The organism is Pseudomonas sp. GW821-FHT04D07 (genome assembly GCF_059420225.1).
The window spans coordinates 1-19,374 of the sequence record NZ_JBWKTH010000004.1 but is presented as its reverse complement, the minus strand read 5'-3'; the positions used below and the strand labels follow the sequence as shown (position 1 = coordinate 19,374).

Below are 19,374 nucleotides of genomic sequence, written 5' to 3'. Positions count from 1 at the left end.
CAACCCTGTAGGAGCCTGGCTTGCCAGCGATGAGGCCCTTGAGGCCGCCAAAAGCTTCGCGGGCAAGCTCCGCTCCCAGCCAATGCCCCACTTTGGGATTGGCACAAAATCTCCCAGATCGCTCTTCTCGGGGAACATCAGACTGTCATCCGGGTCGGTTAAATAGGTGACTGATCCGGACCACGCGACGGGTGCGTGCAAAAACGCGACATTTTTAGTTGATCTCAAGCCCCTCAAGTCCTAAAGTTCGCGCCGAACGTCCATGCTGGAAACGATCCATCCGGCTCAAGTACTGACGACGAGACAGCAAGGCCAAGGGAAGCGGTTGTTCCCATGGCCTTTTTGCTTTCGGCGACATGCCTTGGGAAGTAGGCGAACCAAAGTGGGGATACGGAGGACGTTCATTTGCACCCATTGATCAATCTAGTTTGCCAGTAGGAGTTCCCAGCATGTCGATTCAGGTCGAAGACTATTTCGCGCGCGCCACTTTTGACAAAATGAAGGCGTTCGCCGACAAACAAGAAACCCCGTTCGTGGTGATCGACACCGCGATGATCAGCCAGGCCTACGATGACCTGCGCGCCGGTTTCGAATTCGCCAAGGTCTATTACGCGGTCAAGGCCAACCCGGCCGTCGAGATCATCGACCTGCTGAACAAAAAAGGCTCCAGCTTCGACATCGCCTCGATCTACGAACTGGACAAGGTCCTGGGCCAGGGCGTCAGCGCCGACCGTATCAGCTACGGCAACACCATCAAGAAATCCAAGGACATCCGCTACTTCTACGAGAAGGGCGTGCGCCTGTACTCCACCGACTCCGAAGCCGACCTGCGCAATATCGCCAAGGCCGCGCCGGGCTCCAAGATCTACGTGCGGATCCTCACCGAAGGCTCGACCACCGCCGACTGGCCGTTGTCGCGCAAGTTCGGCTGCCAGACCGACATGGCCATGGACCTGCTGATCCTCGCCCGCGACCTGGGCCTGGTGCCTTATGGCGTGTCCTTCCACGTCGGTTCGCAACAGCGCGATATCAGCGTCTGGGACGCGGCGATCGCCAAGGTCAAGGTGATCTTCGAGCGCCTGAAGGAAGAAGACGGTATCAATCTCAAGCTGATCAACATGGGCGGTGGCTTCCCGGCCAACTACATCACCCGCACCAACAGCCTGGAAACCTATGCTGAAGAAATCATCCGTTTCCTCAAGGAAGACTTCGGCGACGACCTGCCGGAAATCATCCTCGAACCAGGTCGTTCGTTGATCGCCAACGCCGGGATCCTGGTCAGTGAAGTGGTGTTGGTCGCGCGGAAATCGCGTACCGCCGTCGAGCGCTGGGTGTACACCGACGTGGGTAAATTCTCCGGTCTGATCGAAACCATGGACGAAGCCATCAAGTTCCCGATCTGGACTGAGAAGAAAGGCGAGATGGAAGAAGTGGTCATCGCCGGTCCTACCTGCGACAGCGCCGATATCATGTACGAAAACTACAAGTACGGCCTGCCACTGAACCTGGCTATCGGCGACCGCCTGTACTGGCTGTCCACCGGTGCCTACACCACCAGTTACAGCGCCGTGGAATTCAATGGCTTCCCGCCGTTGAAGTCCTTCTACGTGTAAGACGCCGGGCCGCTGAAAGGCGGCCTTGCAGACACCGCGCGTTGCTCCCGAAAGGCCCGTGAACCCTCACGGGCCTTTTCTATTTCACATGCTGCAAAACCTTTCGAAGCGGTGTACGGTTGCTCTGTGGAATTTGGTGGGTACAGTAACCACCAAACCCATCGACAAGGAACGTCGTCTTGAATAGCCGACAGCTGATCAGGCTTATCGAAGCGGACGGTTGGTATCTGGTCATGATCAAGGGCAGTCACCACCACTTCAAGCACCTGTACAAACCAGGGCTGGTGACCATCCCCCATCCGAAGAAGGACCTACTGACCAAGACAGTCACCAGCATCCTGAAACAAGCACAGTTGCAAGCAGGAGACCATCATGCTTTTCCCCATTGCGATTCAACCCGGTGATGAGCAGCACGCCTGGGGCGTAGAGGTTCCGGATATTCCGGGCTGCTTCTCGGCGGGCGAGGACCTGGACGACGCCCTGGCCATGGCCCGTGAAGCCATCGAAGGGCATCTGGAAATTCTCGCCGAGGACGACGCCCCCATCCCTCGCGCGGGCACCGTGACCCAGCACGCAAAAAATCCAGACTACGCGGGCTGCATCTGGGCCCTGGTGAGCATCGATATCACCCAGTACCTGGGCAAGTCGGAAAAACTCAATATCACCTTGCCGGGTTACCTGTTGAGCCGTATCGACGCTTACGTGCGCAATCATCCCGAGCAGAAGAGCCGTTCCGGCTTCCTGGCCAGCGCGGCCTTGCGCGTGTTGCAGGGCGTCTGAGCCTTCACCCCACCAGCGCCTGCAATGCTGCAGCATCGGTTTCATCGCCCAGCAGCGCCGCTCGCTGGTGGTAGTCCAGCGCCAGCGCGCGGATCTCGGGATGCGCCACCGCCAGCAGGGCCTGGCGAGCGACCCGGAGGAATTTCAGGTTGCCTCCCACCCATGCCTGGCGCAACCAGTCCAGCGCCTGGTCGATCTGCCCCAGGTCCGCCAGCACCGCGGCATAACTGAACTGTCCGCGAAAGTCGCCGCCCTCGGCCGACCGCCGATACCATTCGCAGGCCGCCACGAGATCGACCGGACAGAAACGTCCGTCCTCCAGATAGCGCCCCAGCAGGTTCATCGATTTGGCATGCCCCCGTCCAGCGGCACGCCGGTAGCAGGCCAGCGCCGCAACCTGATCCTCGACGACTCCACGCCCGGTCGCCAGCAGATTGGCATAGTTGTACAAGCCCCAGTCCAAGCCGCCTTCGGCCGCCAGACGGTATTCCTGTGCCGCCGCCCGGGCGTCGGGCGCACAACCCCAGCCCTGTTCAAGGCAACGTCCGAGCATATTGCGCGCCATCAAGTGGCCGCCGTTCGCCGCGATCCGGAACCAGCGCAAGGCCAGCGCCGGGTCCTGCTCGATGCCCTGCCCGTCCAGCAGGATCTGCCCCAGCAGCGCCTGGGCTTCGAGGACGCCCTGGGCGGCCGCCAACAACACCGCCTGGGCCGCCCGGGCCGGATTCTCTTCAAGCATCGCCTTGAGTGAGTCACCGTCGAGCAGTTCCTCCCGACGCAGATGAAAGCCCATGCCCTAGACCTCGACCCAACGCCGCAACAGGTTGTGATAGGTCCCGGTGAGCTGGATCAGCGCCGGATGCTCGGGGACATCGCGGGTCAGGCTCTGGATCGCCCCATCCATTTCAAACAGCAAGCTGCGCTGGCTGTCTTCACGCACCAGGCTCTGGGTCCAGAAGAACGCGGCATAGCGGGAACCGCGAGTCACGGCATTGACCTTGTGCAAGCTGGTGCCCGGATAGAGCAGCAGGTCGCCGGCGGGCAACTTGACCTGACGGCTGCCGAAGGTGTCCTGGATCTCCAGTTCGCCGCCCTCGTATTCATCCGGATCGCTGAAAAACAGCGTGGAAGACAGGTCGGTGCGGACCCGCTCCGAGTGGCCCTTGGGCTGGCGCACGGCGTTATCGATATGGAAATCGAAACTGCCACCGGCCGTGTAACAGTTCAGCAACGGTGGAAACACCTTATGCGGTAACGCCGCCGACATGAATTGCGGATTTTTCCACAACCGCTCCAGCATCGCCGCGCCGATTTCCTGCGCCAGCGGATGGCCTTCGGGCAGTTGCAGGTTGTGCTTGGCCTTGGCCGACTGATAGCCGGCCGTCACCTTGCCGTCAGCCCAATCGGCCTGCTCCAGGGCCTGGCGTATGCGCAGCAGCTCTTCACGGGAGAACAAGCCGGGAATGTGCAACAGCATGGTCGATACCTGAAAACGAATGAGCGCCAATGGTATTGATTCTTATTGCCACTGTAAAACCCTTATCCGCCGCCGCGCGCAGCAGAACGTCAAAACCGTAAAGGGAAAGTGCAAGGAACGTGATTTATTGCGAATAATAATTTATCGCAGTTGATACAAATACTCGTTTACCCTATATTCCGCCGCCTCGAAACCTTGGGGAGGGAATGCCACATGTCACGCCAACAGCCACATCTTCCAGTCAGTTCACCACGTCTGCTCGCTTCGGCGATGGGGGTGGCCATGACCGCCACCGCCGCCACACAGATGGTGCAAGCGGCCGAGGACACTGACGGCAAGCACCCACGCAACAGCATTGCGCTGGACGCCACGAGCGTGACCGCAGAAGCCCAGGAGTCGACGTCCTACCAAGTGGAAAAAGCCTCCTCGCAAAAGTACACCGCGCCCTTGACCGACACCCCGCGCTCGGTGACCGTCGTCCCGCAACAGGTGCTCAAGGACACCGCCGCCACGTCCTTGCAAGATGCGTTGCGCACCGTCCCCGGGATCACCTTTGGTGCCGGTGAAGGGGGTAACCCGCAAGGCGATCGACCGTTCATTCGGGGCTTCGACGCCCAGGGCGACACCTATGTCGACGGCGTACGCGACACCGGCGCGCAATCGCGGGAAATTTTCGACGTCGAATCCATAGAAGTCAGCAAGGGCCCGAACTCGTCCTTCGGCGGCCGCGGCTCGGCCGGTGGCAGCCTGAACCTGGTCAGCAAATTGCCCAAGCAGCAGGACTTCACCAATGGCGGCTTCACTTACGGTTCCGACCAGACTCGCCGCTATACCCTGGATGTCAACCGCCAGTTCCTCGACAACGCCGCGTTTCGCCTGAACCTGATGAGCCACGAGCAGAACGTTGCCGGTCGCGACGCGGTCAACTACGACCGCTGGGGCGTCGCCCCCTCGTTGAGCTTCGGCCTGGGCAGCGATACCCGCGTCAACCTCAGCTACTACCATATGCAAAGCAACGACCTGCCGGACTCGGGCATTCCCTACGGTTTCAGCTCGCCAACCGCCACGGCTCACGTTCACGACAAACCGACCGACGGCGGCGACAGCGACAACTTCTACGGCCTGAAAGACCGCGACTTCCGTAAAACCCGCAGCGACATCAGCACCTTTGCCTTCGAGCACGACCTCAGCGATGCGATGACCCTCAAGAACACCTTGCGCCATGGCAACACCGGCCAGGACTACATCCTGACGCAACCGGACGATAGCAAGAACAACGTCAACAAGTACGGGACGGTCTGGCGCCGCGCCAACACCCTGGTGTCGAACACCGAAACCACCACCAACCAGACGGATCTGTTCGGCAACTTCCACCTGCTGGGCCTGAAAAACACCTACTCGACGGGTGTCGAGTTCAGCCGTGAGGAAAGTCGCACCAGCAGCTACAACGTCGCCGGCAATACCGCACAAGTCTGCAACCCGGGCACGACGCCAAGTTGCACCTCGCTGAGCAATCCCAACCCAAACGACCCCTGGACCGGCGCCATTACCCGCAACTACGCGGGCACCCAGACCACTGGCGACACCCGGGCGGCCTATGTCTTCGACACCCTCGAACTCGATCCGAAATGGCTGCTCAACGTCGGCCTGCGGTATGACGCCTTCAATACCAAGGCCGACAACACCACCACCGGCAAGACCAGCAACGACAGTCACTTCTGGAACTGGCAGAGCGGCCTGGTGTGGAAACCGCTCGAGAACGGCAGCGTCTATGTGTCCTACGCCACGTCCGCCACGCCACCCGGTGCGATGCTCGGCCAGGGCAGCGACGGCAACCCGCTGACCGCCGGCAACAGTACGCTGCAAAGCGATCTGGAACCGGAAACCACCACCAACTACGAGCTGGGCACCAAGTGGGATGTGTTCCACGACCGCCTGTCCCTGACCGCTGCGATCTTCCGCACCGAGAAGGAAAACACCCGGATCCTGGTCGCCCAAAACATCTACGAAAATGCCGGCACGTCCCGGGTCGATGGCCTGGAGCTGTCGGCCAGCGGCAAGATCACCGACAAATGGCAGCTGTTCGCCGGCTACAGCTATCTCAAGAGCGAGCTGGTGGACGCTGGCCTGACCGGGCGCAGTGGGGCGATCACGGCCGGGGCCGCACAGGCCAGCGGCAACCAGATGCCGAACACGCCGAAGAACAGCTTCAGTCTGTGGACAACCTATGAAGTGCTGCCGAAGCTGACCGTCGGGGGCGGTGCCTTTTACGTCGATGAGGTCTACGGCGACGCGGCCAATACCGTCTATGTACCGGCCTACACCCGTTACGACGCCATGGCCAGCTACAAGCTGACGAAGAACATCGACCTGCAGTTGAACGTTCAGAACCTGACCAACGAGACCTATTACGACAAGGCCTATGCCGCCCACTTCGCCAACCAGGCGCCGGGGCGGACTGCCTTGCTCACCACCAGCTTCCACTTTTAAAGCCTGGGCAGCGACAGTGCCCTCAGCCCCGCTCATGCCTGTGAGTGGGGCTTTTGTCTGCCTTGTTACACGAGAAAAATACCGCGAATATGAATTCGTCGCATTCTCACAAACACACGGCATAATGCGCGCCGGAAGAATCACTTCGAGAGAGCAAGGCGGTCGCCGTGTTGAAGAAAACACTGTTCCAACTGCATTGGCTGTTCGGCATCAGCGCCGGTCTGGTGCTGGCCTTCATGGGGATCACCGGGGCCACGCTGTCCTTCCAGGACGAGCTGTTGCGCCTGTTCAATCCCAGTGTCCTGCAACTCGAAGTGCCGGCCCATGGCGAAGCCCTGCCCCCGGCCGAACTGGTGCGCAAGCTCGAGGCTCGCGAGGGCAAGAGCGTTGCCATGCTTTGGGTTTCCCCCCATGGCGACCACGCCGCGCGGGTCGCCTTCAGCCCCCCGCCGGGTGAACGCCGTGGGCAGATGCGCTACTTCGACCCTTACACCGGGGACTACCAGGGCGAGGCGCAAGGCCAGGACTTCTTCGCTCTGATGCTGCAACTGCACCGTTTTCTCGCCCTGGGCGATACCGGCCGGCAGATCACTGGCGCGTGCACCCTGATGCTGGTGTTCTTCTGCCTCTCCGGACTCTATTTGCGCTGGCCGCGCCAAGCCCTCAATTGGCGGGTCTGGCTGACCTTCGACTGGGCGAAAAAAGGTCGCGCCTTCAACTGGAACCTGCACGCGGTCGCCGGTACCTGGTGTCTGCTGCTCTACCTGCTGTCGGCGCTGACCGGCCTGTTCTGGTCCTACGAGTGGTACAACAACGGCTTGAACAAACTGCTGGCCGACTCACCGATACAGCATCGTGGGGCTGGACAACACAAGCCGCCCCCCAGCGGCCCGGCACCGAACGCCGACTACGATGCCATCTGGGCCAGTCTCCAACGGGCCGCGGGGCCCGAGCTCAGCGCCTACAACATCCGCATGCCGGCGGTGGCCGGTCAACCGGCAACGGTCTACTACCTGCTCAAGGATTCCCCCCATGAGCGCGCCCTCAACCAGATCAACCTGGACCCGGCCACGGGTGTTATCCGCGACCAGTTGCGCTACGCCGAGCAAAGCCTCAAGGCGCAATTGCTGACCAGCGTTTACGCGCTGCACGTCGGCAGCTACTTCGGGATCAGCGGGCGAGTCCTGCTGACCCTGTCGAGCCTGAGCATGCCGCTGTTCTTCGTCACTGGCTGGCTGCTGTACCTCGATCGGCGGCGCAAGAAACGCCAGGTACGGCAGGCCCGCCTGGAGCTGGAACCGCAACACGGCGATACGCCAGCCTGGCTGATCGGTTTCGCCAGCCAGAGCGGTTTCGCCGAACAACTGGCCTGGCAGAGCGCCAGTCAGTTGCAGGCCGCTGGCGTGCCGGTGCGGGTCAGTCCGCTGGCCGACATCAATGCACGGGACCTGCGCGAATCGCCGCATGCGTTGTTCGTTGTCAGCACCTTCGGCGACGGCGAAGCGCCGGACAGCGCCCGCGGATTCGAGCGCAAGGTGCTCGGCCAGCCGCTGCCCCTCGACACCTTGAACTATTCGGTACTGGCCCTCGGCGACCGGCAGTACCCGCACTTCTGTGGTTTCGCCCGACGTCTGCATCAGTGGCTGGAAGCGCGCGGCGGCAATCCCCTGTTCACCCCGATCGAAGTCGACAACGGCGATCCCTATGCCCTGCGTTACTGGCAACAGCAACTCAACCAACTGACCGGCGGCGCGCCTCCGGTAGCCTGGCAGGCACCGGGTTTCGCCAACTGGAGCTTGCGCCAGCGCGACCTGCTCAATCCGGGCAGCACCGGTTCGGCGGTCTACCTGCTGGGCCTGACAACCGCGACAGCGATCCCATGGCAAGCTGGCGACCTGGTGGAAATCCTCCCCCGCCAGAGTGCCCAGGCGGTGGAACGCTTCCTCGCCGGACTCGGGCTTGAGGCCAATAGCCCGGTGCAACTCGACGGACTGCGGGAGAACCTCGCCCAGGCCCTGGGCGGACGCCAGTTACCGGAGAACCGGATCCATCTGCTCGGCCTGCATGCCCAGGCGCTGGTGGATGCGCTGATCCCACTGAGCCCGCGTGAGTACTCCATCGCCTCCCTTGAAAGCGATGGGCAACTGGAGTTGCTCGTGCGCCAGGAACGCCATGCCGATGGCAGCCTGGGCCTGGGCTCCGGGTGGTTGACCGAGCACGCGGCGCCAGGTTCCAGCATCAGCCTGCGGGTGCGGCGCAACAGCGGCTTCCATCTGCCGACGGTGCCGTGTCCGCTGATTCTGCTGGGCAACGGTACGGGCCTGGCGGGATTGCGCAGCTTGCTCAAGGCGCGCATCGCCGATGGCCAGCGGGACAACTGGCTGTTGTTCGGCGAACGCAATATCGCCCACGATTTCCACTGCGCGCAAGAGTTGAAAGATTGGCTGGCCAGCGGTGACCTGGCGCGCCTCGACCTGGCGTTTTCCCGCGACCAGCAGGAAAAGATCTACGTCCAGGATCGCCTGCGTGAAGCAGCGGCTGAACTGCGCCAATGGCTGGCGGGTGGGGCGGCGATCTATATCTGCGGCAGCTTGCAGGGGATGGCGACGGGTGTCGATCAGGTGCTGGTGGAATTGCTCGGGGCCGAGGCTGTCGAGCAACTGATAGAGCAAGGGCGGTATCGGCGCGATGTGTACTGAGGCCCGGCGAGACACCGCGTTATCGTTCATCGCCGGCAAGCCAGCGCCTACAGTGTCCGCGTCGAGTCAGATAGCCATATACGACGCAATAACCTGTAGGAGCCAGCTTGCTGGCAATGGCGGAGCAACTGCCGCTGCCGCATCCGAAGCCGAACGCAATCAGGCCCGCGCCGGCTCCACCGTCAACTCAACCACTTCCGGCCGCTTGAGCAGCGCATAGGCCAGCGCCGTCAGCAGGCTGCCGGCGATAATCGCCAGCAGGTACGGCAACGTATGGTTGATCGCATTCGGGATCAGCATCACGAACAACCCGCCGTGGGGCGCCATCAGCTTGCAGCCGAAATACATCGACAAGGCGCCGGCCAGCGCGCCGCCGGCGATGCTCGCTGGAATCACCCGCAACGGGTCCTTGGCGGCAAACGGAATCGCCCCCTCGGAGATAAAGCACAGCCCCAGCACCAATGCCGCCTTGCCCGCCTCGCGCTCACTCTGGGCGAATTTGTGTCGCGCAATCAGCGTGGCAATCCCCAGGCCGATCGGTGGCACCATGCCCGCCGCCATGGTCGCCGCCATCGGTGCATAACTCTGCGATGCCAGCAAGCCGACCGAGAACGCATAGGCCGCCTTGTTGATCGGCCCACCAAGGTCGACGCACATCATCCCGCCCAGCAGCACCCCGAGCAAAATGGCGTTGGTGGTGCCCATGCTGTCGAGGAAATGGGTCAGCCCTTCGAGCATCCCGGCCACCGGCTTGCCCACCACGTAGATCATCACCAGACCGGTAAACAGGCTCGCCAGCAGCGGAATGATCAGGATCGGCTTCAATGCCTCAAGACTGCTGGGCAGCCGCGCATAACGATTGATCGCCTTGGCACTGTAGCCGGCGAGAAAACCGGCGACGATGCCGCCGATAAAACCCGCGCCCAGGGTGCTCGCCAGCAGGCCGCCGATCATCCCCGGCGCCAGGCCCGGACGGTCGGCAATCGAGTAGGCGATATAGCCGGCCAGCAACGGCACCATCAACTTGAACGCGCTTTCGCCACCGATCTGCATCAAGGCCGCCGCCAACGTGCCGGGCTCCTTGAAGGCGGTGATGCCGAAGACGAACGACAAGGCGATCATCAGGCCGCCCGCCACCACCATCGGCAACATGAACGAAACACCGGTGAGCAGGTGCTTGTAGACACCGGTTTTTTCCTGCTTGGCCGGAGCCCCGACGTTGCCCGTCGCGGCCTGTTCTGGCTGACCTTCGGCCAGGGCCTTGTTGAGGGTCGCGTCCGGTTGCTTCAAGGCGATGCCGGTACCGCAACGATAGATTTTCTTGCCGGCGAAACGCTCGGTGGCGACTTCGATATCCGCCGCCAGCAGCACCACATCGGCCTCGGCAATCGCCGTCGCGCTCAGTGGGTTACGGGCGCCGACGGAACCCTGGGTTTCCACCTGCAGGTCATAACCCAGACGCTTGGCCGACTGCTGCAAGGCTTCGGCGGCCATGAAGGTGTGGGCCACCCCGGTCGGGCAGGCGGTTACCGCCACCAGCCGTGGTGCGCGCTTGGCAGCTGCCACCGGTTCGGTTACCGCGTCAGGCACAACCTCGGGCGCGACCAATACCCGCGCTTCTTCGGCACCGCGCCGCAACACCGCCTCGACATCCTGCAAGGCCTGGGCCGGGGTGCTTTGAAAAACCCGCTTGCCGATAAACCGCGACATCTCCACCGGCACGCTGCTGACCAGCAGTACCCATTCGGCGGCCTCCACCGTCGCCGCCGACAATTGGCGCTCCGGGTGCTGGCTGTCGTGGACTTCGACGCTGGTGCTCCAACCCTGGCGCTGGGCCGCTGCATCGAGCAGACGGGCACACAGCACACTGGTAACCATGCCGTTCGGGCAGGCGGTAACAATGGCTAATTTCATCACTATCCCTCTTATTGTTCTGTCAGGGCGTGCACGCGGACGCCGCTTTCAAGCTGCGCCAACTGCGCCTTGTCGCTGATACCGAAACCGATCTGGGTCACCGCCTGGGCGGCAATCGCGGTGGCAGTGCGCAGGGTCTGCTCGGCGGCGTGACCGCTGAGCAGACCGTGCAACATGCCGGCCAGCAGAGAGTCACCGGCACCGACCGTGCTGGCGACTTTCACTTTCGGCGGTACGGCCTGCAACGCCGGTGCGCTGGAAAACCAGTTCACCCCCTCGGCACCCTGGGAAATCACCACGTGTTCGATCCCCTGGGTATGCAGCCGTGCGGCGATTTCAACCTGGCTTTGTAGCGAGGTCGCTGGGATCCGCAAGGCCTCGGCGAGTTCCTCGCCATTGGGCTTGATCAGCCAGGGCGTCGCCGCGAGACCGGCACGCAATGCCGCGCCGCTGGTGTCCAAAGCGACTTTCAGACCGAGGTTCTTCAAACGCAGCAACAATGCCTGCAACCACTCGGGGCTCACCCCTTGCGGCAAGCTGCCGGCCACCACCACGGCGTCGTGACCCGGTGCGATCAGGTCGAGTTTGTCCAACAGGGCTTGTCGCGCCTGTTCACTGACCAGGGGGCCTGGGCCATTGAGATCGGTGATCCGTCCGTCATGCTCGGCCAGCTTGATATTGCTGCGGGTTTCCCCCGGCACCCGGATAAAGGCATCGACAAAGCCGCGACGCGCCATCAGGGCTTCGAACGCTTGCGGGTTGCAGTCGCCGAGAAAACCGCCCACGGTCAGTTGATGGCCCAGGTCCGCCAGCACTTGGGCGACGTTCACCCCTTTGCCGGCGGCGTGGGTCTGCATCGCTTCGCTGCGATTGACCTGGCCGGGCTCCAGCCGCGCCAACTGCACGGTCAGGTCCAACGCCGGGTTCAGGGTCAGGGTCAGAATCCGCGCCATTACAAAGCCTCCACCAGCGCACGGACTTCATCGCCGCTGCCCACCGCGAGGGCGGCCTGGGCCAGCGCTTGGGCCTGGGGCAGGCTCAGTTCACGGACCCGGGCCTTAACCTCGGGAATGCTGCGCGCCGAGACGCTCAATTCATCCACCCCCAGCCCGACCAGCACCGGCACCGCCAAGGGGTCCGCCGCCAGCTCGCCGCACACGCCGACCCATTTGCCATGGGCATGGGCGGCGCGCACGGTGATATCGATCAGTTGCAGCACCGCCGGGTGCAGGCCATCGGCCTGGGCCGAGAGGGTCGGGTGACCGCGGTCGATGGCCAGGGTGTACTGGGTCAGGTCGTTGGTGCCGACACTGAAGAAGTCCACTTCCTTGGCCAGCACCGGCGCCAGCAACGCCGCCGACGGCACCTCGATCATGATCCCCAGTTGCAGGTCGGCCACCGGGATTTCCAGCCGCAGGCGTTCGGTCATGTCCCGGGCCTGGCGCCACTCGGCGACACTACCGACCATCGGGAACATGATCCGCAACGGCCGGTTGTCGGCGGCGCGGAGCAAGGCGCGCAACTGCCCTTCCATGATCTGTGGACGTTGCAGGGTCAGGCGAATACCGCGCACACCGAGGAAGGGATTCTCCTCCTTGGCGATCGGCCAATACGGCAGCGGTTTATCGCCGCCCACATCAAGGGTCCGCACCACCAGCGGACGCCCCGCCAGGCCATCGAGCACGCGACGGTATTCGGCTTCCTGGGTCGCCTCGTCCGGCGCCTGCGAATGGGCCATGAAAATCAGTTCGGTACGCAGCAGGCCGATGCCTTCGGCACCCTGCTCCACCGCGCTGGCGACGCCCGCGCTTTCGCCGATATTGGCGAACACCTCAACCGCATGGCCATCGCGGGTCAGCGCCAGTTCGTGGCGCTGCTCCGAGGCCAGCCGCAGGCGTTGTTCGCGGGTGTCACGTTCCTGCAAGGCGCGCTGCAGGGTCGCCTCATCCGGCGACACATGCAGGCGACCCCGCTGCCCATCGATCAGCAACGACGTGCCAGGCGCCAGCAGCAGCACCGCCGCGCCGGCACCGACCAGGGCCGGAATGCCCAGGGCCCGGGCCACGATCGCACTGTGGGCCGTGGCCCCGCCGCGGGCCGTGAGAATCCCGGCGACCCGCGCCGGGTCCAGCCGCGCCACGTCCGATGGCCCGACTTCATCCATCACCAGCACATAAGGCTGGTCGGGCTCGGCCAGGGTTTCGATGCCGCACAATTGCGCCAGCACGCGCCGGCCAACATCCCGCAGATCCGCCGCGCGCTCGGCCAACAAGGCATCCTGCAAGGCCTCCTGCTGACGGGCCGCCGCCTCGATCACCGTCATCCAGCCGGCCTCGGCGCTTTCGCCCTGCTTGAGCCGGGCTTCGACGTCGTCGCTCAGTTCCGGGTCGTCGAGCATTTCCTGGTGGGTAATGAAAATTTCCCGGATGGCCTTGGCCTTGCTGCGCTGGATCAGACCTTCGATATCCTGGCGCACCAGGTCCAGGGCCTGTTGCAGGCGCTGACGCTCAACCAGCGCGGACTCGCCGCGCAACGGGTAATCGAACTGCGCCAGCACCTGGACATGCGCCGGGCCGATGGCGATCCCCGGTGCGGCGGCGATGGCCTGGAGCTGGCTGCCAGCACTCGGCGCCAGCAGCGGCACGAGCACTTCCTCCGCGGCCAGGGACGCGACACTGACCACCGGCAATGGCTCGATTTCCTCACCCAGGCCTTCCGCCACTGCCGCCAGAAGCGCGGGCAAGGCATCGGCGGCAATGCTTGGTTCAGCAATAAATTCCAGCACCTGGGCACGCCGGGCGCCGAGGCTGAGCAGCTTGCTCAGGCTTTTCACCGACACGGAGCTAGCGGCGCCATCGACGATGCGCACGCGGATATCACCTTCGAAATTCTTCGCCAGTTGTGCCAGGACTTTCGCCGGCCGGGCGTGCAAGCCATGGGCATTGGCCAGGGCAATCCGCGCGCTCGGCCAATCGGCCGGTAACTCACCGCCGAGGACTTCGAGCACCGCGCGGCTGCTGGTGGCGCGACCGAGCTCATGACCTCGGCCTTCGATCAGCAACGCACACAGGCGCTCGAGCAGAGCCTGGTGTGCTGCGCCGAGACTGGCCAGGCAGAACAGGCCGCTCAGGGGCTGGCCGAGGTAGCGCATCGGTTTGTTCGGGGTGACAAAGGCCAGGCCCGGACGCTTGACCGTCTGTTCACTGTGCAACCACCACAGGCCGTCCCCCAGGGGCAAGGCTTCGACCTGCTGCAACACGGCGGCAAAACCGTTGCTGACGCAATCGGCCTGGCGCAACAACCGCGCACCGCGCCAGACCAATTCTTCGAAATCGTCGGCGGCCACGCCCAGGCCGATCATCTGGGCATCCAGCGCCAGTTCCTGCGGCGCGCCCTGCAACAGCTTCAGCAGCGCTTCGGCGGAACTGGCACGCCGCAGGGCCTGGCCCAGATCGGTTTCGCCAAGGGCCCGGGTCAGCAGTTGCAACAAGCGCAAGTGCTCGTCGGAACGCGCCGCGATACCAATGGCCAGGTAGACGATCTGGCCGTCGCCCCAGTCCACACCATCGGGAAACTGCAACAGGCGCACGCCGGTGGCGAACACCAGGTCGCGGGTTTCCGGCGTGCCGTGGGGAATCGCAATACCTTGGCCGAGAAAGGTCGAGCCCTGGGCCTCACGGGCCTGCAAGCCCGCCAGGTAACCCTCGGCCACCAGGCCGTCAGCCACCAGTCGGTTGGCGAGCAGTTGCAGGGCCGCAGACTTGTCCACGGCCGACTGGCCCATGGAAATCTGCTCAACGGTAAGCTCGAGCATGCCTTTCTCCTATTCAGCGCCATAGGGGCGCTAGGTATTGTTTTGAATGAATCAGCTTAGGCGGATGGCCTGAACAATGTGCAACGGTCTTTCGGCAGGACCGTGACACAGGCCGAATGTCCAAAAAATACGCTTGCTGAAACGTTTAATCTAGAGTGTTCGTTACGTTACTCGATTATTGTTCCGTGTTGAAGCCCAACCTGTCAGCTAGCGCTCGATCATCCCCTGGTAAATGCAGGAATGGGCACACGGCGTTTGTCAGCGAATCTTTTGCCGGGCTCACGGGCCTCTTCGCCGGCAAGCTCCGCGCCCACACAGTCGGCTGCTGGAATAGGATACGATCAGCGAAAATGCAGACATGAACGCTGCAGCAAAATAAGGAACTCCCCGTTTGAAACTCAGTGATATCGCCCAGTTGGCCGGTGTGTCCGTCACCACCGCCAGCTACGTGATCAATGGCAAGGCCGAGCAACAGCGTATCAGCAGCAGCACCGTCGAGCGGGTGCGGGCAGTGGTCGAGCAGCATGGCTTCACGCCCAACCCGCAGGCGGCCGGGCTACGCAGTCGCAATACGCGAACCCTGGGTTTCATTCTGCCGGACCTGGAAAACCCCAGTTACGCGCGCATCGCCAAGCTGCTCGAGCAAGGCGCCCGCGCCCGCGGCTATCAGTTGCTGATTGCCAGTTCCGACGACGCCCCCGACAGCGAGCGACAACTGCTGCAACTGTTCCGCGCGCGGCGCTGCGATGCGCTGTTCGTCGCCAGTTGCCTGCCGGCTGATGACGACAGCTATCACCTGCTGCAGGCACGCGGCACACCAGTGATTGCCATCGACCGGGAAATGGAACCGGCGCACTTCTGCTCGGTGGTCAGTGACGACCATCAGGCCAGCCTGCAATTGACCCGCAGCCTGCTGCAGCCCTTGCCGCGGCATATCGCCCTGATTGGTGCCCGCTCCGAGTTGAGCATCAGCCGTCAGCGCGCCGCCGGATTCCAGGAGGCCTTGAAGGGCTTCAAGGGTGAAGTGCTGATCGAGCATGGCGAAGCTTTCAGCCGCGAGTGCGGGCGTCGGTTGATGGACGATCTGGTCAAGCGCCTCGGCCATCTGCCAGATGCCCTGGTCACCACCTCCTACGTTCTGCTACAAGGCGTCTTCGATGCCCTGCACGATCACCCGCTCAAGCCGCAACCGCTGCGTCTGGGGACCTTCGGCGATACCCAACTGCTGGATTTCCTGCCCTTGCCGGTCAACGCCATGGCCCAGCAGCATCAGTTGATTGCCGATAAGGCCCTGGAACTGGCCCTGGCCGCCATCGAGGAAAAGAACTACCAACCTGGCGTCCAGGCCATCGCCCGGACCTTCAAGCAGCGCATCCACGAGGTCTGACAGTGGAGTTGATCGACACCCACACCCACCTCGACTTTGCCGATTTCGATGCCGATCGTGGCGAGGTCCTCGAACGCAGCCGTGCCCTGGGCGTGGGCCGGATGGTCGTGTTGGGAGTCTATCAAGCGAACTGGCAGCGGGTCTGGGACCTGGTGCAAAGCGACTCGCGCCTGCATGCCGCGTTCGGTTTGCATCCGGTGTACCTGGACGAGCACCGCCCGGCGGATCTCAACGAACTCGGTGACTGGCTAGCGCGCTGCGCGGGCCATCCGCAGCTGTGCGCGGTGGGCGAGTTTGGCCTGGATTATTTTTTGCCACAGTTGGATCGTGAACGCCAGCAAGCGCTGTTCGAAGCCCAGTTGCAACTGGCGGTGGACTTCGCCCTGCCCGCGCTGCTGCATGTGCGCAGAAGCCACGCGGCGACCATTGCCACCCTCAAGCGCTTTCGCCCGGCTCGCGGTGGCATCATCCACGCCTTTGCCGGCAGTCGCGAGGAAGCCCGGGAATACCTCAAGCTGGGCTTCAAGCTGGGCCTGGGCGGTGCCGGCACCTGGCCGCAGGCCTTGCGCCTGAGCAAGGTCATCGCCGACCTGTCGCTGGACAGCGTGGTACTGGAAACCGATTCACCGGACATGGCGCCGGTGATATTCGCCGGCCAGCGCAACAGCCCCGAGCACCTGCCAGCGATTTGTGCCGCGCTGGCCGGGTTGATGGGGGTTAGTCCAGAAACCCTGGCGAACGCCAGCACCGTCAATGCCTGTGCGCTCTTCAACTGGCCGGCAAAGGCGGCCTGAGCAGCGGTTAGCCCTCCAGGATCAACGCGATCATTGTAGGAGCTGGCTTGCGGGCGATGGCGTCCGGATCGGCGCCGCAAGACTTAAAGGCCTTGTCGCCGGCAAGCCAGCGCCTACAGGGACCGTGTTCGGCCTTAACTGAATGGCCCGCTTCAGACCCTGAACGCGCCGATCAATTGCTTGAGCTCCACCACCTGCACAGAGAGCAGGCGACTGGCACTTTCGGTCTGATGAGCGCCTTCAGCCGTACGCTCGCCCGCGCGGTTGATCTCGACGATATTCTGGTCGATATCATGGGCCACGGCGGTTTGCTGCTCGACGGCGGCGGCGATTTGCTGGTTCTGATCGACGATCATGCCCACCGCGCCGAGGATATTTTCCAGCGCCTGCTGGACCTTTTCCGATTGGCTCACCGTGCTGTTCGCCATTCCATGGCTGATACCCATGGCTTTCACCGCCGCCCCCACACCGCCGTGGAGCCGGCTGATCATCTGCTCGATTTCCCCGGTCGACTGCTGCGTGCGCTTGGCCAGGGTGCGCACTTCGTCAGCCACCACCGCGAAGCCCCGCCCCTGCTCGCCAGCCCGGGCCGCCTCGATGGCCGCGTTGAGGGCCAGCAGGTTGGTCTGCTCGGCGATGCTCTTGATCACCTCCAGCACCCGACTGATGGACTGGCTGTCAGTGGCCAGTTGATTGATCACCTGCACCGACTGATCGATCTCACCGGCCAACTGCACGATACTGTTCTGTTGCGACTCGACCAGGCCGCGACCGCTGAGGGTTTCGCCGTTGACACTGTGGGCGCTGTTCACCGCGGCCGCGGCGCTACGAGCCACCTCCTGGGCGGTGGCGGACATCTGGTTCATCGCGGTGGCCACCTGCTCGATCTGGCTGCGCTGACCGGCCACCGCCAGATTGCTGCGGGCCGACACCGACTCGACCTGCCCGGCCTGGCGCTCGACCTCACTGACGGTCTGCCCGACCCGCTCGATCAGATCATGGATCTTCGCCACTGTGCCGTTGAAGACATCCCCCAGCTCACCTAACTCATCGCGGCTATGGGCGACGAAATTGACCGTCATGTCACCCGCCGCCACCTTGTTCATCATTTCCCCCAGACGCCGCAAAGTGGTCCGGGTCGAGGCATAAAAACCGCCGTACAGGTAGACGATGGAGAAGAACACTGCCGCCAGCGCGACCACCAGTGACAGCATGTGCAGGCGATTTTGCCCCAGGCGCTGCTCAAGCTCCTGGCCGAGATAGGCCAGGGTCGCGTCATTGAGCTGGTAGGTTTGCGCCATCAGGGCGCTGACCTGATCGTAGAAAGCCGGCCAAGGTGCGTCGAGGGTTTCAGCCATGACCACCTGCTCTTCGAACAGCTCGCTGGCTTTTTTCAACGACGCCTTGCTGGCGGCGGCTTGTGTGTCCAGGGCGGCGTGGGCATTTCTACTGGTACCCAAGGCATCCTGGAGCTTCAGGGCATATTCAGCCTGTACCTTCTCGATCTGCAGCAACAGCTCGTCGAAGCGCGTACTCGACGCCGAATTGAGAAAACCCTGGCCCAGGGAATAGGCGCCAATGGAGCGGCCTTCGCCGAGGATCTGGGTCACTTGTGGTGTAACGCTGGTCACCAGTTCGCTCAACTGCCGCAGATCGCTCTGGTTATCGCGGCTAAGCCCCGACTGGCTGGCGATGATCTGGCTGAAAATCTGCGCCTTGGCCAACAGCTTGGTAATCAGTGCGCTTTTGCTTTGCAAGGAGGTTTCGGCCTGCTGGGCCTTGAAGGCGCTGATCATTTCATCGCGCTTGGCGTTGAAGGCGTCGATCTGTTCCGGATCGATCGTCACTGCTGCCAGGCCTTGCAGGCGGGCCAGGACGCTCTGCTCCAAGGTGTGGATCTTGCCTTCCAGGTCCCCCGCCTTGCCGGATTGACCGAGGACGGCGTTGATCTGCACCTGGTTGTTCAGGGTTTCCAGGTCACGTCGCAGAATCAGACTGCTGCCCAGCAGGTCGAGGCTTTTCAGCTCGATCTGGGTGCCGGAGAATTCGCGATAGGAATCGCGCACCAGGTAGAAGTTGGTCACCAGCATCGGCACGAAGAACAGCACGCTGATCAGGCTGAACTTCATCCCGAAGCTCAAGCGGTTCATCAGGGCCACGGCGGGATATAGCAAGCTCTTCACTGGAACGCTCCCTTTCTATTATTTTTATAGTGACAGGCACGGCAAGGCACAAAGCCAGTATCCGCAGCTACTGCTTGTATAACTTAATTTGAACGGGAGTTTTGTAACTTAAGGTTAATGGCGCTGCGTACGGCGGCCTGACCACAGTGTGGTGGTTTAATTTCCCCGGACACCCCGATAGGTGGAAAATGCATCTATCGAGGAGTTTTTCATGACCGACAAG

The 19,374-nt window shown here is 62.8% G+C and carries 13 protein-coding genes; 7 read left to right on the top strand and 6 right to left on the bottom strand.

Going from position 1 to position 19,374, the window contains the following annotated elements; genetic code table 11:
* The first annotated feature begins 449 nt into the window (after window positions 1-449).
* The 3 genes from AC07T0_RS07525 to AC07T0_RS07515 all read left to right on the top strand — a co-directional run bounded on the left by AC07T0_RS07525 (window position 450) and on the right by AC07T0_RS07515 (window position 2,393).
* Complete coding sequence (locus AC07T0_RS07525) at window positions 450-1,613, top strand: type III PLP-dependent enzyme (RefSeq protein WP_495000569.1); 1,164 nt, start codon at window positions 450-452, stop codon at window positions 1,611-1,613.
* A gap of 179 nt (window positions 1,614-1,792) precedes the next feature.
* Window positions 1,793-2,017, top strand: coding sequence for a type II toxin-antitoxin system HicA family toxin (locus AC07T0_RS07520; protein ID WP_495000568.1), 225 nt, complete (start codon window positions 1,793-1,795; stop codon window positions 2,015-2,017).
* Entirely contained in the window at window positions 1,986-2,393 is a 408-nt protein-coding gene (locus AC07T0_RS07515) for a type II toxin-antitoxin system HicB family antitoxin (protein WP_495000567.1), read from the top strand. Before AC07T0_RS07520 ends, AC07T0_RS07515 begins: the two co-directional genes overlap by 32 nt.
* A 4-nt stretch (window positions 2,394-2,397) precedes the next feature.
* Here the strand turns inward: AC07T0_RS07515 and AC07T0_RS07510 are convergent, their stop codons facing one another.
* Window positions 2,398-3,186 (bottom strand): tetratricopeptide repeat protein, encoded by a 789-nt coding sequence (locus AC07T0_RS07510; RefSeq protein WP_495000566.1) that lies wholly within the window; start codon window positions 3,184-3,186, stop codon window positions 2,398-2,400.
* A gap of 3 nt (window positions 3,187-3,189) precedes the next feature.
* Entirely contained in the window at window positions 3,190-3,870 is a 681-nt protein-coding gene (locus tag AC07T0_RS07505) for a Fe2+-dependent dioxygenase (protein ID WP_495000565.1), read from the bottom strand.
* Window positions 3,871-4,083: 213 nt separating this feature from the next.
* Here AC07T0_RS07505 and AC07T0_RS07500 point away from each other — a divergent pair, with 213 nt between their 5' ends.
* Window positions 4,084-6,360: a TonB-dependent receptor gene (locus AC07T0_RS07500; RefSeq protein WP_495000564.1), complete on the top strand. Its 2,277-nt coding sequence runs from the start codon at window positions 4,084-4,086 to the stop codon at window positions 6,358-6,360.
* A 167-nt stretch (window positions 6,361-6,527) separates the two neighbouring features.
* On the top strand, window positions 6,528-9,059 hold the full coding sequence (locus AC07T0_RS07495) for a PepSY domain-containing protein (protein WP_495000563.1): 2,532 nt from the start codon (window positions 6,528-6,530) through the stop codon (window positions 9,057-9,059).
* 159 nt (window positions 9,060-9,218) lie between these two features.
* On the opposite strand, the gene AC07T0_RS07490 is transcribed toward AC07T0_RS07495, so the two are convergent.
* Genes AC07T0_RS07490 through ptsP form a run of 3 tightly spaced genes read right to left on the bottom strand, consistent with a single transcriptional unit; the run spans window position 9,219 to window position 14,787 of the window.
* A complete protein-coding gene (locus AC07T0_RS07490; protein ID WP_495000562.1) occupies window positions 9,219-10,973 on the bottom strand; it encodes a PTS fructose-like transporter subunit IIB in 1,755 nt (584 codons plus the stop codon).
* A gap of 11 nt (window positions 10,974-10,984) precedes the next feature.
* Window positions 10,985-11,926, bottom strand: coding sequence for a 1-phosphofructokinase (pfkB, locus tag AC07T0_RS07485; RefSeq protein ID WP_495000561.1), 942 nt, complete (start codon window positions 11,924-11,926; stop codon window positions 10,985-10,987).
* The gene (gene ptsP / locus AC07T0_RS07480; RefSeq protein ID WP_495000560.1) at window positions 11,926-14,787 is read right to left on the bottom strand and encodes a phosphoenolpyruvate--protein phosphotransferase; all 2,862 of its coding nucleotides are present in this window, start codon (window positions 14,785-14,787) and stop codon (window positions 11,926-11,928) included. The genes pfkB and ptsP overlap by 1 nt, the downstream gene beginning before the upstream one ends.
* A gap of 391 nt (window positions 14,788-15,178) precedes the next feature.
* On the opposite strand from ptsP, the gene cra reads away from it, so the two are divergent.
* Both cra and AC07T0_RS07470 read left to right on the top strand, forming a co-directional pair.
* Window positions 15,179-16,174 (top strand): catabolite repressor/activator, encoded by a 996-nt coding sequence (gene cra / locus AC07T0_RS07475; RefSeq protein WP_495000559.1) that lies wholly within the window; start codon window positions 15,179-15,181, stop codon window positions 16,172-16,174.
* A 2-nt stretch (window positions 16,175-16,176) separates the two neighbouring features.
* Window positions 16,177-16,968 carry a TatD family hydrolase gene (locus AC07T0_RS07470; protein WP_495000558.1) on the top strand — a complete coding sequence of 264 codons (792 nt, stop codon included), beginning with the start codon at window positions 16,177-16,179 and terminating at the stop codon, window positions 16,966-16,968.
* Window positions 16,969-17,120: 152 nt separating this feature from the next.
* Here AC07T0_RS07470 and AC07T0_RS07465 read toward each other — a convergent pair whose 3' ends face one another.
* Entirely contained in the window at window positions 17,121-17,825 is a 705-nt protein-coding gene (locus AC07T0_RS07465; protein ID WP_495000786.1) for a methyl-accepting chemotaxis protein, read from the bottom strand.
* Between the last annotated feature and the right edge of the window lie 1,549 nt (window positions 17,826-19,374).